Annotated in this window: 12 protein-coding genes and 2 pseudogenes; 8 read left to right on the top strand and 6 right to left on the bottom strand. The window is 43.2% G+C overall.

All coding sequences use genetic code 11. The features are described 5' to 3' along the window. Positions 1-1,332, bottom strand: a 1,332-nt coding sequence (locus tag DP116_RS19060) for a sensor histidine kinase (protein WP_169156671.1), incomplete at its 3' end; no start/stop codon positions are given. Between the two features lie 431 nt (positions 1,333-1,763). Here DP116_RS19060 and DP116_RS19065 point away from each other — a divergent pair. Further along, a complete protein-coding gene (locus DP116_RS19065) occupies positions 1,764-2,762 on the top strand; it encodes a cysteine synthase A (protein WP_169156672.1) in 999 nt (332 codons plus the stop codon). Between the two features lie 538 nt (positions 2,763-3,300). Here DP116_RS19065 and trmB read toward each other — a convergent pair. The 3 genes from trmB to DP116_RS19080 all read right to left on the bottom strand — a co-directional run bounded on the left by trmB (position 3,301) and on the right by DP116_RS19080 (position 5,937). Further along, positions 3,301-3,951, bottom strand: coding sequence for a tRNA (guanosine(46)-N7)-methyltransferase TrmB (gene trmB / locus DP116_RS19070; protein WP_169156673.1), 651 nt, complete (start codon positions 3,949-3,951; stop codon positions 3,301-3,303). Positions 3,952-3,999: 48 nt separating this feature from the next. Further along, positions 4,000-5,211, bottom strand: coding sequence for an RNA-guided endonuclease InsQ/TnpB family protein (locus tag DP116_RS19075; RefSeq protein ID WP_169156674.1), 1,212 nt, complete (start codon positions 5,209-5,211; stop codon positions 4,000-4,002). A gap of 111 nt (positions 5,212-5,322) precedes the next feature. After that, a complete protein-coding gene (locus DP116_RS19080) occupies positions 5,323-5,937 on the bottom strand; it encodes a PadR family transcriptional regulator (protein ID WP_169156675.1) in 615 nt (204 codons plus the stop codon). A gap of 209 nt (positions 5,938-6,146) precedes the next feature. Here DP116_RS19080 and DP116_RS19085 point away from each other — a divergent pair, with 209 nt between their 5' ends. Then, a complete protein-coding gene (locus DP116_RS19085) occupies positions 6,147-6,461 on the top strand; it encodes a helix-turn-helix domain-containing protein (RefSeq protein WP_169156682.1) in 315 nt (104 codons plus the stop codon). Positions 6,462-6,702: 241 nt separating this feature from the next. Beyond that, positions 6,703-7,803, top strand: a complete 1,101-nt coding sequence (locus DP116_RS19090) for a metallophosphoesterase family protein (RefSeq protein ID WP_169156676.1) — start codon at positions 6,703-6,705, stop codon at positions 7,801-7,803. Between the two features lie 17 nt (positions 7,804-7,820). Here DP116_RS19090 and DP116_RS19095 read toward each other — a convergent pair whose 3' ends face one another. Further along, positions 7,821-9,047, bottom strand: coding sequence for an FIST signal transduction protein (locus DP116_RS19095; RefSeq protein WP_169156677.1), 1,227 nt, complete (start codon positions 9,045-9,047; stop codon positions 7,821-7,823). A 365-nt stretch (positions 9,048-9,412) separates the two neighbouring features. Here DP116_RS19095 and DP116_RS19100 point away from each other — a divergent pair, with 365 nt between their 5' ends. The 4 genes from DP116_RS19100 (at position 9,413) to guaA (ending at position 12,858) form a co-directional block, all read left to right on the top strand. Beyond that, positions 9,413-9,637 (top strand): Calvin cycle protein CP12, encoded by a 225-nt coding sequence (locus tag DP116_RS19100; protein ID WP_169156678.1) that lies wholly within the window; start codon positions 9,413-9,415, stop codon positions 9,635-9,637. A 279-nt stretch (positions 9,638-9,916) separates the two neighbouring features. After that, positions 9,917-10,513, top strand: coding sequence for a DUF3177 family protein (locus DP116_RS19105; RefSeq protein WP_169156679.1), 597 nt, complete (start codon positions 9,917-9,919; stop codon positions 10,511-10,513). 172 nt (positions 10,514-10,685) lie between these two features. Then, positions 10,686-10,985 (top strand): DUF7734 family protein, encoded by a 300-nt coding sequence (locus DP116_RS19110; RefSeq protein ID WP_169156680.1) that lies wholly within the window; start codon positions 10,686-10,688, stop codon positions 10,983-10,985. 250 nt (positions 10,986-11,235) lie between these two features. Beyond that, complete coding sequence (guaA, locus tag DP116_RS19115; RefSeq protein WP_169156681.1) at positions 11,236-12,858, top strand: glutamine-hydrolyzing GMP synthase; 1,623 nt, start codon at positions 11,236-11,238, stop codon at positions 12,856-12,858. Between the two features lie 751 nt (positions 12,859-13,609). Here guaA and DP116_RS19120 read toward each other — a convergent pair. Further along, positions 13,610-14,056 (bottom strand): annotated as a pseudogene (locus DP116_RS19120) (cation diffusion facilitator family transporter); the annotation flags it as partial. A gap of 72 nt (positions 14,057-14,128) precedes the next feature. Here DP116_RS19120 and DP116_RS19125 point away from each other — a divergent pair. Next, a pseudogene (locus DP116_RS19125) lies at positions 14,129-14,761 on the top strand (helix-turn-helix domain-containing protein); the annotation flags it as partial.

Below are 14,761 nucleotides of genomic sequence, written 5' to 3' on the forward strand. Positions count from 1 at the left end.
TCCGTGGGAAGCCCGAAGTCCCCCATTGTCGTAAGTGTCGTAGGATTGGCGTTGTTGAGTTTTGAGTTGTGAGTCACAAGAGTTTGACTCAGCGCTAATTGACAGCCTCACTTCCACTCGTCCTCCTACAGGGGTGAACTTAATTGCATTGGAAAGTAAATTCCAAACAATTTGATACAAGCGATTTTCATCTCCCATCACTACCGCGACTGAGCACTCTAGTACGGTTTCCAAAGTAATTGATTTTCCTTCTGCTGATAACTGTAGAGTATTAAGCGCGTTCTCAATCACACTGACTAAATTGATAGGAGATATAGACAGCTGCATTTGCCCTCGCATTAAGCGAGAGGTATCAAGAATATCATCAATTAACTGGTTTTGTTGAAGGGCACTGCGTTCAATAATTTCTAAACTATGATTTCTAGTTGCTTCATCAAAGTTGCGGCTACGTAGTAACTGTGCCCAACCTAAAATTGCGTTTAAAGGAGTGCGAAGTTCGTGGGAGACAATCGCAAGAAATTCATCTTTTAAGCGATTTGCTCGCTCCAATTCTTCTTCCCGGTGCTTGCGTTCAGTGATGTCTAACACCACTCCAATCATGCGCACAGGCTCACCTGTATCGTCATAAAAAAAATTACCTTTACCCAAGATCCAATGAACGCTTCCATCAGACCAAATAACGCGAAATTCCTTGTTGTAGTCAGTTTTTGTATTTATGGCAGAGGTAATAGCTTCAGAAATTTGTTCTCTGTCTTCTGGATGAACGCAGGAAAGAAATGCTTCATAACTTCCTAGAAAGCCTCCTGATGGTAAACCAAATAATTGTTCATGATTTTTAGACCAAATCACTTGATTTGTTGGTATGTCCCAGTCCCAGGTGCCTAGATGAGCAGCTTCCATTGCCAGTTCTAAACGCTCTTCACTGACTCGCAATCGCTCAATGGCAACAGCATACTCGTGAAGTGATGTCTGCTTTTCTAAACTTTCCCTAATTGCAATGACAAGCAGCTCTAGCCTTCCCTTTAAGACATAATCACTTAGCCCAGACTTCATCCCTAAAACAGCAATTTCTTCGTTGCCGCTATCAGTGTACATAATGACAGGACAGTTTGGATATCTAGCTTTAATGGTTTTTAAAACCTCTAAGCCATTAGTCCAGTGTAGAGAGTAGTCAGTAATTGCAATATCAAAATCACCATACGCTAGCGCTTCCTCAAAACTCTTAACATGAATAATTGAGGTAACTTCTATTGGGGAAAATTCTTGCTTGAGTTGCCGTGTTATCGACAGGTGCACATCAAAGTTGTCATCAATTAGGAGTATGCGAAGCATGATATTTGCTATTTACAAGACGTAGGCTAAAAAATTAAGTGTAAATTTTAGTTCAATAGTGAAGTATCACACCTTTTCTATCATCTCCTGTGAAAGATCTAGAAATCTGGGCTAATATTGAAGATATAAACAAGATTTTTTTTCCTCAGTAATTACACTTGTTTACGTTCATATCTTGTTTCCTAAATTGTGAAATCATAGGATAGGAACTCTAAGAAGAATTTTTAGAAAAATTTAAGCATTCTACTGCTGCTGCACTTTAGCCATAGAATTTAGCACTACACTGCACTTGGTGGTTGACGTTTGAAAATTTTTGAGTGTGTATGGGAAAATCTTATCCTTAGAACTAAGACCTCTCTAAAATCAGTATAGGGTCAATAAGGCCTCACGCCTGATGACCAAAAGCATAGTCTCCACCAAGAAGTTTAAACATGGATATCAGAAACGGCTTTGTAGATACTGTAGGTCATACACCACTTATTCGTTTAAACAGCTTTAGTGACGAAACTGGGTGTGAAATTCTTGGTAAAGCAGAATTTCTCAACCCTGGTGGTTCTGTTAAAGATCGGGCAGCACTTTATATTATTCAAGATGCCGAAGAAAAAGGTTTACTCAAACCTGGTGGTACAGTCGTAGAAGGAACAGCTGGTAATACTGGCATTGGGTTGGCACATATATGCAACGCCAAAGGTTATAAATGCCTGATTATAATTCCTGACACTCAATCTCAAGAGAAAATGGATGCTTTGAGGGCTTTAGGTGCAGAAGTTCGCCCTGTCCCTGCTGTACCCTATAAAGACCCCAATAATTATGTCAAACTCTCTGGTAGAGTAGCTGGCGAGATGGAAAATGCTATTTGGGCAAATCAGTTTGATAACTTAGCAAACCGCCGCGCCCATTACGAAACCACAGGACCAGAAATTTGGGCACAGACAGATGGTAAAGTTGACGCTTGGGTCGCTTCAACAGGGACTGGTGGAACTTTTGCTGGTGTAGCAATGTATTTGAAAGAAAAAAATCCAGCAATTAAGTGTGTTGTAGCTGACCCAAAAGGTAGCGGACTTTACAGCTACATTAAAACAGGCGAAATCAATATTGAAGGTAATTCTATTACTGAAGGCATTGGCAATAGTCGTATTACCGCCAATATGGAAGGCGCGCCTAGTGATGATGCTGTCCAGATTGATGACAGGGAAGCCATAAAGGTTGTTTATCAGTTACTACGGAAGGATGGCTTATTTATGGGTGGTTCTACAGGTATAAATGTAGCTGCGGCCGTTGCTTTAGCAAAACAAATGGGACCAGGGCACACCATAGTTACTATCTTGTGTGACAGCGGTTCCCGTTACCAGTCGCGCATCTTCAACCATGAATGGTTAGAATCTAAAGGTCTTTCTCCAGATGAGTCAGCCCCTGGGAAGGAATTCTAAATTCAAAATGATAAATTAAAAATTAAATACAATTTCACACCCAAGTTGGGGATGATCAAATTCTGAACCTTTAACTAGCGCTCTTAACCCTCCGGGAACGCGGGTCGCCTGTTGTCGGGAAAACGCCACATGCTTCAAGCCGGGAAACCCGTCCAACGCAGTGGCTCCCCTCCCGCAGCGCTGGTCTCACCGCTAGCAACATATCAAAGAAACACCATCCCCCTTGTTAAGAGTTCCCTGTTCCTTGTCTTTCTTAACAGTAAAAACCAACCACTGATTCAGGCGATACGCACAAGCTAAAGCCTCCGGCTTATCGCCCACTCCGAAATTGCGTGGCGCAACACACCACCGCAATTTCGACTTCATCAAAAGTAGAAAAGCTAAAAATTCTATCTGTTTTCATCACTTTTCAACAAAGTGCACAAATGCTCCAAAAATCGCTTCTCTAGTTCTTCAACACTTGAGACAACATACAAATATTTTGCTCGATCTGAGAATCATTCAATTGAGTATAACCAATAATGAATTCTCTCACTGTTCATGCTATTGAAGAACTCACTCTTTCAAATAAAGCACGATAAACAGGTTCACCCTTGTTTGTTGTCGTTATCTCCCGTTCTGTGGGAACTGGTAGCGGATTTTCTGCTAGCCATTCTCCTGTACCAAGTCTTTGAAAAGCGGGATGATTTGTAAAGCGATCGCACATTTCCTCCGCCACAAACTCAATATCCGATTGCAAAAATACAATACCCCCTGGTACGAGAAATTCTGCCAGTTCTGCAACTAATTCTGGTTGGACGACTCGCCGTTTTGCATGGCGGTTTTTAAACCAGGGGTCGGGAAATTGAATTGTGACACGTTGTAGACTTCCTTTAGGAAGGGAAGAGAAAAGCGATCGCAATGAGTTATTCACATTGCAAAACACATAGTGGAGATTTGTCAGTCCCAACTCATCCCGCCACTTGTTCGCCTCCACCACCAACGGTTCCCGAATTTCCAAACCCAGAAAATTCCAGTCTGGTTCAATTTTTGCCATGCTTAACAAAAAGCGTCCTCGCGCGGCCCCAATATCCAGATGTAGGGGCGCTTTTGGCTTGGCGTAGACTTTTTCCCAGTCCAGGGGATCGATCAGTGTTTGATACTTTTGTGCAAGCGGGTTAACGTGTTGACGGACTCTAACAATTGCCAAAATGGACTCTCCTTTTCACCAAACCCAATATCTTTGACACTCTGCGCCCTATAAGTGCGGAGATTCTTCGTTCACAGATTCAACTTGCTGAGATAGGTTTGCACCTAAAACAGTAGAGGCCAAGTCTCCCGAAGCGTTCGGATCTAAGATCCAAGTTCCCACATGCCCTGTGGTACTTAAGGCTCGATTCAGAATATTTAGAGCAGCATTATAATCCCGATCCAACACAAATCCACACTGACAAACGTGGGTTCTCATGGACAGAGACTTTTTAACATGAGTGCCACATTTAGAGCATTCTTGTGATGTATAAGCAGGGTTGACAGCAACCGTAACTCTGCCAAACTTAACTCCAAGATACTCTAACCATTTCCTAAACTGATACCAACCTGCATCATTAATAGACTTGGCGAGACAGTGATTTTTGACCAAGTTCTTAATCCTCAAGTCTTCGTAGGCAACCAAATCGTTAGATTGGATTACGCAACGCGCCACTCTCTTGGCATGTTCTTCACGTTGCCTACTTATTTTAAGGTGTACTCGCCCTAGCTTATTAATGGCGCTCAAGCGGTTAGCAGAGCCTTTCTTTTTACGAGAAACACGACGTTGACGAAATCTCAATCGTTTCTCGCCAGTTCGATAAAACTTAGGGTTAGGTTCACTATGTCCGTTGCTATCAGTGTAGAACTCCTTAAGTCCCACATCCAATCCAATGGTTCTGCCAGTAGGTTGTGTATCTACCTTATTTTCAGATCTGACTAAAAACTGAACGTAGTACCCATCAGATTTCTTGACTAACCTAACCCGTTTTATCTGATCTAATTGATAGAAGTTTAAATCCCACGTTCCTTTGAGCTTAAGCTTGCCAATCCCCTTTTTATCGGTGAATGTGATTTGCTTCCTAGTTTCAGAAAGTGACCAACCTGAAGTTTTGTACTCTACTGAACGACAATTCTTTTTGAATTGAGGATAACCTTTTTTACCCGGGATAGACTTTCTACAGTTATCGTAAAATCGAGCAATAGAACTATAAGCTCTTTCCACCGCAGATTGGCAAGCATGAGAGTTCAAGTCTTTAACAAAAGGATATTCTGCTCTTAATGCTGTATTGTGACGATACAGATCTTTCTGTCCTACACCTCGGTTATCCATCCAAAAACGAATACACTTGTTGCGAACAAATTGAGCCGTTTTAATCGCCTCATCTATAGCACTATATTGAGTTGTCCTTCCCTTAGCCTTGAACTCTAAAACTATCATTTGACGTGGACAATCCCTACGTCAATCATGTTAACACAAAAAAGACGTCCTAGAAGGACGGGGCTTGTACCCATTAATTTCGGTCAACCAGAAACAATCAAAAAAATACGGTTATTCTTGATTATCTCTAAAGCTGTCGGGTTCTGTCAGGATGCGCCGCACCTCATTCTGGGAGTGTTCAATCACCTCCCGGACACGACGGATTGTTTTTTGATCATCTCGGTTTAGGGCATTTCGTAATCCGCCCCATACTGTCCGCATCAAGTGTTCCAATTCGTCCTCCAGAAAACCGATTTCGGCTTGAATCGCGGCAGATGTATCAGGTTCTTTTAATCGCGCCCAAAAAGCATTCACCTCCTCCGCGTGGGCGTCCAACTCGGTTCGTCCCGTCTCCGTCAGATGATAGACGCGCCGCGCTGCTTCTTGATCGGCACGCACCAGTCCCATGTCTTCTAGATATTGCAGGGTTGGATAGACTGTGCCAGGGCTAGGGGCGTACTGTCCAGACGACCGCTCCTCCAGCGCCTTGATAATCTCATAGCCGTGTTTGGGTTCATCGCGAAGCGCGTCAAGAAGCAGGTAACGCGCCTCACCACGCCGGACTTTGCCCTCCCCTCTTCTGGGAGGTCCTCCTCTGCGTCCACCTTCTCCTCTATGAGGATGGTGTCCGTGTCTGTGGGCATGGTGTCCGCCCTCTGGATGATGTGCTCTTATTCGGTCATGCATAGGATAATTTTCTCTTTTGTTCAACATACTTTTATAGTATCGCGATATATCGTAATTGTCAAACATGTTCGTTGGTTGCAACGGATTTTTTAGACGACAGAGGCACAGCAATATATCAGATATGATATAAAGATGGCATAGAACAACCAACCTTACCTTTGGTTTGGCTGCACGGTGAGGTAAAAACTCCACCTAACAGGAGTCATGTGATGGATCAAGCAAAGAAAGAACGCTTAGAATCTAAAGGCTGGAAGATTGGGACAGTCTCAGATTTTTTGAAGTTAACACCGGAGGAAACTATCTTTGTTGAAATTAAGTTAGCTCTTAGTCGAAGCTTGAAGGAACGTCGGCAACAACTGATGACCCAAGCTGAACTTGCCTCCAAAATTAGCTCTAGCCAATCCCGGATTGCAAAAGCTGAAAATGGAGATGCTTCAGTTTCAATTGAGCTATTAATTCGGGCAATCCTCGCAACAGGTGCAACGCCTCAAGACATTGGACAGGTGATTGCTAATGTCAAGTAAGAAAAAGGAATTGCTCTAAAAAGTGCTTTGTATATTTTTTCCTTGGATACTCGCAACACACCAGAAAAAGCCCCCAATATTTCGTTCAAATTCTACGTTCTTCTTGATCAACGAGAAAAACTGACAGATTTTATGTACAAATGTTAAGCGAGATCACTGGCAAGCAGCGTAGCGAAGCAAGGGTTATACTCTTTCTAAAAAGAGTTTTTTACACCCTACTTTTGAGATTGTCATAAAATCAATGATTTCAAATTTTCGCTTTGCTGTGGTCAGCGACTTGCACCTTGCACTTTCCCATACAATCTGGAATCATCCCAGTCGTTTTCATTTGGTGGAGGTTAGCATCCCCGCGTTTGAAAGTGTACTAGAACATTTAACACAACTTAATCTAGATTTTCTTTTGCTTCCAGGAGATTTAACTCAGCACGGTGAACCAGAGAATCATGCTTGGTTGCAAGAACGTTTAGCACAGCTTCCCTTTCCTAGTTATGTTGTTCCTGGTAATCATGATGTTCCCGTTGTGAAGGCGAATGAGCAATCCATTGCTGTCTCTGATTTTCCGCACTATTACCGCAAGTTTGGCTACGAGGATACTGACCAACTTTACTACACTTGTCAGTTACTGCCAGGTGTTAGGCTCATCGGTCTAAATTCTAACTGTTTTGACGATCAAGGACAGCAGGTAGGACGCTTAGATACCCAACAGCTACGGTGGTTAGAAGAAGTTTTAGCAGGGGCTGCTGATGACTTTGTGTTAGTCATGGTGCATCACAATGTTGTTGAACACCTGCCTAATCAATCACGCCATCCAATGGCAAATCGCTATATGTTAGGAAATGCACCAGAACTATTGCAGATCCTAAAGCGGTACGGCGTTCGGCTGGTGTTCACAGGACACTTGCACATTCAAGATGTTGCCGATTCAGACGGTGTATACGATATAACAACAGGTTCTTTAGTCAGTTACCCTCATCCTTACCGAATCTTAGAGTTTCATCAGGATAATTACGGTAACCAATGGTTGCAAATTTTATCCTATCGCGTGACATCAGTGCCTGATTTCCCGAACTTGCAACAGACATCTAAGAAGTGGATGGGCGATCGCAGTTTTTCCTTTCTTGTTAAGTTCCTAACTCTGCCTCCCTTAAACCTGCCAATGTCGCAGGCAACAGAATTAGCTCCCAGTTTACGCGAGTTTTGGGCAGATATGGCTAATGGAGATGCTGTGTTTGATTATCCTAACTTTCCACCAGAACTGCGTCGCTACTTTGAGAAGTATGGTGCGATCGCCCCTAGCGGAAGTCCATCCTTCATTGATAACAACACTACATTGTTGCTTTAGCAGACAAGGAAAAATCTTTAACTTATTCCTGAGTCGTTGATCGCACGGCAAATTCCAAAGACAGAGGTATAATTGTGTAGCAAAGTACTGCCACCCACAGGACCGATTTCACCGCCACAAAAGAAGCCTGTTAAAGGGATATCTTTGAGGTAGCGCCTAAAAAGCTCAGAATCAAAATTAGGTTTTCGGTAGAGTCCTTCACCACGTCCCATACAGGAAAACATCAGCGCGCCAACTGCAGACGGTTGTGCGACTTGTTTTCTATAATAACTTTCTAAAAGGAATTCCAAGTCTTCAGCAGAAGTTTGAGCATCACGCAGGTGAAATTGTAGGCGTTGTCCAGGTCGAATATAATCTGCAATAGCAATTGCTCCGGCTGTTGGATCGACTCCGAGGATGCTACGAATCAAAAAGTCTCCCTGGTGTAAATCTTGCTTGAATCCATCCATCGCCAACCCAACAAACAGAGAATGTTGTGCCAGGATTCGGTCTTGTTCACTCAAATTGGCAATCAGATCTCGCAAGACAAGCAGTGGTATTCGCTCATCGAGTTCCAGGATGATATTGCGATCGCTTGAGGTGACTTGCAGCGGTTTACCAATCGGTCGGCATCCTTGTGCCACAATCGTTTCTAAGACAATATTACCACTCAAAGCGACGCCAATTGTCCCCTCATTATACACTTTGTCATTGTAAAATAAGGCGATACGACCTCCCAAACCGCCGCCACTTGCCTGTCCTCCCACCGTCACCGATCCAGGATAAGCAAAGTCTATCCCTTGGAGTAAATCGTTAATTCCAGATGAGAACGAGCCAGACAGCAATATGAATTGTGGCGCTGGTGTTGATGGCATACCTATCAAATCAATCCAATCATCTGGTGGACTATCTAGATCAGGTAATTCTTCAGGAAGAACATGAAAACCTTTAATATTCACTTGCGGCAGATGCGCTAAAGTCAAACTGAGGGCAGGTTCTGCTTCTAACTCTTGGGTTTGTCCGCGCCCAGTTGTCCCAATCACACCACCACCGCTACAACCAATCAGCACAGGTACAGAAAGTCGTTCAGCAAGTAAAGGTAAAAGCCGGGAATACTCACTTGTAAAAGCAGACGAAATGAATACCAGCCCTAAATCAGCAGGTACTGTTAGCGATGAGACAGCTTGTTGTACGACATCTGCAACAGCTGCTTCCAAAGAAGGACGGGTTGATAGGGCGTTTGCCCATTGTATTTGGTCTGCCATGAGTTTTCCACTCTTATTTTCGAGGCTAATGGGTTTTTATTTTTATCCTATCAAGAACCGACGATAGGACTCCTGCCACGCTGATAGCGGAGCTTCCCAGCAGCCATAGGTTACCGACGTGGTGAATTGGCGGTCAAAATAAATTGTATAATTAGTGTTTGAGCTAAAATTCTGTAAAATCTTAAAAGATAAAGACGAATACAAAATTATTAGTACGGTTTACTGTAATAGTTATGGAGTACATTCCCTCACTTACTGGTGAGACGAGTTTTGGTCAATCACAGTAAAATGGGAACTATAGTGCAAAAAGTGTCATTTTTGAATTTTTTCTATACTTGTATTGAAAACACAACAAGACTAGGAAGATGAGCAACAACATACAAGACGCAATCCAACAAGAACTAGAGCAAGCTCGTGCCACCTGCGATACCTCAGGTAGCAACTCTCCTGAGTGCGCAGCAGCTTGGGATGCAGTAGAAGAACTGCAAGCCGAAGCCTCCCACCAGAAGCAATCTAAACCCAAAAACTCTCTTGAGGTGTACTGTGATGCTAATCCAGATGCAGATGAGTGCAGGGTTTACGAAGATTAAAAAGTGATTCGTCCAGCACTTTATTCATCGTAGGTTTGCAAGTAACCAGAATCTGTTTACTGGCTATATTGCATCTTAAATACTCCATTGTACAAAATCTCACTCCAAGCTCATTCCGTTTTCTGTAGAAAACTGGAAATGTGTATAGGGGTGAGATTTTCTTATCATCCTTCATTGAGTTGACTGTTTCTTTTTAAAGACAAGAGTACAAGATTAATGAGTAATATCATATACTAATTGACTATTCACTATAATTGTTGATTTCTCATAAAAAAGATTATGAATAATGAAGTCTGGTTTCGTCCCTTTGTCTGGATGGACTACCGATTAGCAGTATTATTCGCAGTGATTATCCCCATCATTCTGCTAATTTGGGCATATGTAGAAAAAGCCGAAGCGATACAACGCTTGCTCACGATTTACTGGCGAGTAGCAAGTTTATTGGCTATCACCATCTACTTGATGATTGCGGGCTTTGGAGTGAGTTTTATCTCAGGGCTGATGGGTCTGATTCTGATTCCCATTTCTCTGTGGTTTTGGGTGGATCTCAACGATGAAATTGAATATCAGTCAAATGGACCTCTAAAGTTGCTTTTCACCTCCTGGCGCTGGGCTACGACGGTGTATTGTATTTTGAACGCAATTGCTTTTATACCTTTTGTGGGTTGTGGTTTTTCTGAAGGCGCGATCGCAACTCCCTACTGTCGCGTCTGGCTTGAAGCCCCATTACTGTTTAAAGAATATTTCCATCCCAACTCCAAACCTGGATTTCTCGGCTTTCTGGGTATCGTTGGTTTAGTTATCTATGTGCTTTACTTAAGTTACTTCGTCGTCGTTAAACTAGGTAAGCAGGGACGCTCAGCAACACCGCAGTAGCTTTCAAGAGACACGCTTAACAGGGAACGCTTAACAGGGAACAGGGAGCGCTTAACAGGGAGAAAAATAACTCCCTCACTCCTTCACTTTCTCACTCCTTCACTCCCTACTTCTTAGGGGTGTAAAAGAAACATTAATTACACGTCCTAAATTGAAAATCAAGAATTTTAAAATGAACAATTCTATCAGCAAGCGCTTGGAACAATATACTGTCAAACGTCCTCAAGAAGTCCTACTTGTCAGTGTGGAAATTGCGGGTGAGTCAGACGAAATTGCCATTTTTAAAGGCTTTTCCAGTTCTTTGACGCGCCCAACCGCCTTTGATCCCGATGTTCCTGTACTGCAAGATGAAGCAAAAATTATCAAAATTGACCGCGTAGCCAGTCCTTACAATCCTGAAGCACCCCGCTACATCCAACAAGGACTTTCTTGGGACAATATGCAAGTCTTATTGTCACAAATGGAAGTTTGATAATAGCAAAATTATGTTAAGTTATTATAAATAATCTTAAGATTCACCAATCAAGCTATAATATCTTACCAATCTAGGGTAAGTTTTTCTTCTTAATACCATTTACACATAACTATCGGCTAAGCAGACGCATTCAAAGTCGCGTGTGCAGAGGGTTTATACTACCATCACAGCCTGACAACGCAGAGAAATGGTATTGTTCTGAACCTGACGAGCGACAATTTCTTCTTACACTCATACCTCCCCTGCCATGAACACTGCGGTGACTCTACCAACAGAACAAGCGCCTCAAAAAGTTGAATCTTTAGGGCAGCTCAATCGTCAAATGATTGTAATTCTCGATTTCGGTTCTCAGTATTCTGAACTGATTGCCCGCCGAATTCGTGAAACTCAAGTATACTCTGAAGTTCTTTCTTATCGCACCACAGCTGAACAATTACGTCAACTCAATCCTAAAGGGATTATCTTTTCCGGAGGTCCCAATTCAGTTTACGACACTGGTGCTCCCCGGTGTGATCCAGAAATCTGGAATATGGGACTTCCGATTTTAGGTGTATGCTACGGTATGCAACTGATGGTGCAACAGCTGGGCGGGGAAGTGGCAAAAGCTGACCGAGGTGAGTATGGTAAAGCATCACTCTACATAGATGATCCCACAGATTTGTTCACTAATGTTGAAGATGGGACGACGATGTGGATGAGCCACGGAGACTCTGTGATTCAAATGCCAGAACAATTTGAATTACTGGCACATACAGAAAATACCCCTTGTGCAGCTATTGCTGATCACGACAAGAAACTTTACGGCGTCCAATTCCATCCAGAAGTGGTGCATTCTGTTGGTGGTATAGCTTTAATTCGTAATTTTGTATACCATATCTGTGAGTGTGAACCGACCTGGACAACTGCTGCTTTTGTCGAACAAGCCATTCGAGAAATTCGCGCGAGAGTCGGCGATAAACGAGTGCTGTTGGCGCTTTCTGGAGGAGTCGATTCTTCAACCTTGGCTTTTTTATTACATAAAGCAATTGGGGATCAGTTGACTTGTGTGTTTATCGACCAAGGCTTTATGCGAAAGTATGAGCCAGAACGATTGCTCAAACTGTTCCAAGAACAGTTTCATATTCCGGTAGAATATGTCAACGCTAGGGAACGGTTCATTTCTTCACTCTCTGGAATTACTGATCCTGAAGAAAAACGTCGTATTATTGGGCGCGAGTTTATCATTGCTTTTGAGGAAACATCCAGACGCCTCGGACCTTTTGATTATCTCGCTCAAGGCACGCTTTATCCAGACGTTATTGAATCTGCTAATACCAATGTTGATCCCCAAACTGGAGAACGGGTGGCAGTGAAAATCAAAAGCCATCACAACGTTGGTGGATTGCCCAAAGACTTGCGATTCAAATTGGTGGAACCATTACGGAAACTGTTTAAGGATGAAGTCCGCAAAGTCGGGCGTTCTATTGGCTTACCAGAAGAAATTGTCCAACGGCATCCTTTCCCTGGACCGGGTTTAGCGATTCGGATTATCGGCGAAATTACTGCCGAAAGGTTAAATATTTTACGCGATGCCGACTTAATTGTGCGTCAAGAAATTAACCAACGCGGTTTATACCACGATTACTGGCAAGCATTTGCTGTCTTACTACCAGTTCGTAGTGTTGGTGTTATGGGTGACCAACGTACTTATGCTTACCCCATCGTTTTGCGGATTATCACAAGTGAAGATGGTATGACTGCTGACTGGGCACGTGTACCTTATGATGTCTTGGAAGTGATTTCTAATCGGATTGTGAATGAAGTCAAAGGTGTTAACCGAGTGGTTTATGATATCACCTCCAAGCCACCTGGAACTATTGAGTGGGAGTAATTGTGAAGTACCCCACCGCATGGCGGATGGGGCTAGCTCCGAAGGGAGCGCTACGCAAACGCGTCTCATTCGCAGTTGCCATGTTGGGTATATTCATTGCTGAATATCCGATACTAAAATCGGTGATGGTCTTACACTGCGTCTGTGGGTATTGCTACCTTTATCCCTTGCGGGAACCCGCGCAGCCGTCCCACTTCCTGGGACGGTTTATTGTTTTACCGTACAACATGACATGGATTGTTTTTTATAGCAGGGCGTAACCTTGCTAACCAGCGGTCATGTTCTTTTCCAGGTTTGATGTTTCTGCGGTAAGCATCTTACTGCTACTTCGGATTAACCTTTGTGTTCCATACAGCCTGGTGGTCATAAACCAGTACTATCATAGCACCAATACAGTACTAAACGTCAACTATGAAAGCGCTAAATGTTCGTTTTTCCGATCAAGAACACAAAGAATTGCAAAACGCTAGTCAACTACTTGAGAGATCTATCAATGATTTAATTCGTGAAGCAGTTAGAGATCACTTGCTAAAGTTGAGGGCATCGAACCCTCAACTTTAGCCCGGCAATTTCGCCCACCGCACTCAGGGATGGGGAATTTCGCGGAACTGCGTTAAAGCTAGGTGGGCATTGCCCACCTGATTTATTTTCTGCATCAGCAAGTAGGCAAGTGTAAAACCTCACCCTGCCCTGTCGGGCATCCCTCTCCGTGGCTTCACCAGAGGGAAAAATTTTTACGCATCAGTAAGGGCTAGAAAGAAACATGGTTCGACTGGTAGGCAGGTGGTTCGACATGAATCAAAATTCTAACTGGGCTGAAGCGTTCTTCTAGTCGCTTTTCTACTTCCTCGGTGATACGGTGGGCAGTTTCGACGTCAGGTGCATCGACTATTAAATGCATTTCGATGAAGACTTGACGACCAACAACACCACGAGAAGCAATATCATGACAGTTAACGACACCAGGAACAGAAAGGGCGATTCCATGAATGACTTCTGGGGCGATTGCCTACGGCAGAGCTACGCTTAACGCCATCCTATCAACAAGCCAAGGTAAATTTTCTTTTAAAACAGTCCAGCCACTCCAAAATACCAACAAAGCCACTGGAAAAGCCAAAATCAAATCTAACCACTGAACACCCAGCCACACACCTATCAAACCAGCAATTACAGAAATTGTTACCCAGATATCGCTCATATAGGATTCCTATTTGATTTTTGAAAAAAAAGCGAGAAAATACGGAGGGGTGTACAAGTGTAAGAGCAGACAATGAAAAATCAGCATCTAAAAACCGCAGTACTACCTGCGCAAGTGGCAACAGCGATGCGATCGCACCAAACCACTCAAAGGGCGATCACCGAACTACAAGAATTTATTGCTTTGCGTCCAAATGCGCGTGAGGTAAGGAAAGCACTAGTAGTCAAGCTGGTTTATCAAGGCTACTTGTATGAAGAAATTCAGACAATTCTAGATGTGTCACTGGGTTCAATAACAGGTTGGAAACAAGCCTACGAGCGAGATGGAATAGATGGACTGCGGTTGAATCATAAGGGAAGGAAGAGCGCGCTTTCGTAGCGAACAACGAGAAAAGGTGTTGAGTTGGCTGCAAACAAAGGATTATTGGGAGCTTGGGGAACTGGAGTATAAACTAGCTTTCGAGTACGACGTGGTTTACGAGTCAAAACAAAGTTACTACGACTTGTTTGAAGCAGCAGGAATAAGCGCAGAAGTTAACCACAAAATTAAACCCCAAAGCAGACCCGAATGCTGTTGCAGCAAAAAAAAAGAGATTGAAACACTCTTGGCAAATCACCGCAGTGAAATTGAAACAGGAAAATTGAGAGTGCTGCTAATTGATCAATGTCATTTAATGTGGGGAGATTTAAGTGGTTATGTATGGGG

The sequence above is a fragment of the Brasilonema bromeliae SPC951 genome, assembly GCF_012912135.1.
Classification (GTDB): Bacteria; Cyanobacteriota; Cyanobacteriia; order Cyanobacteriales; family Nostocaceae; genus Brasilonema; species Brasilonema bromeliae.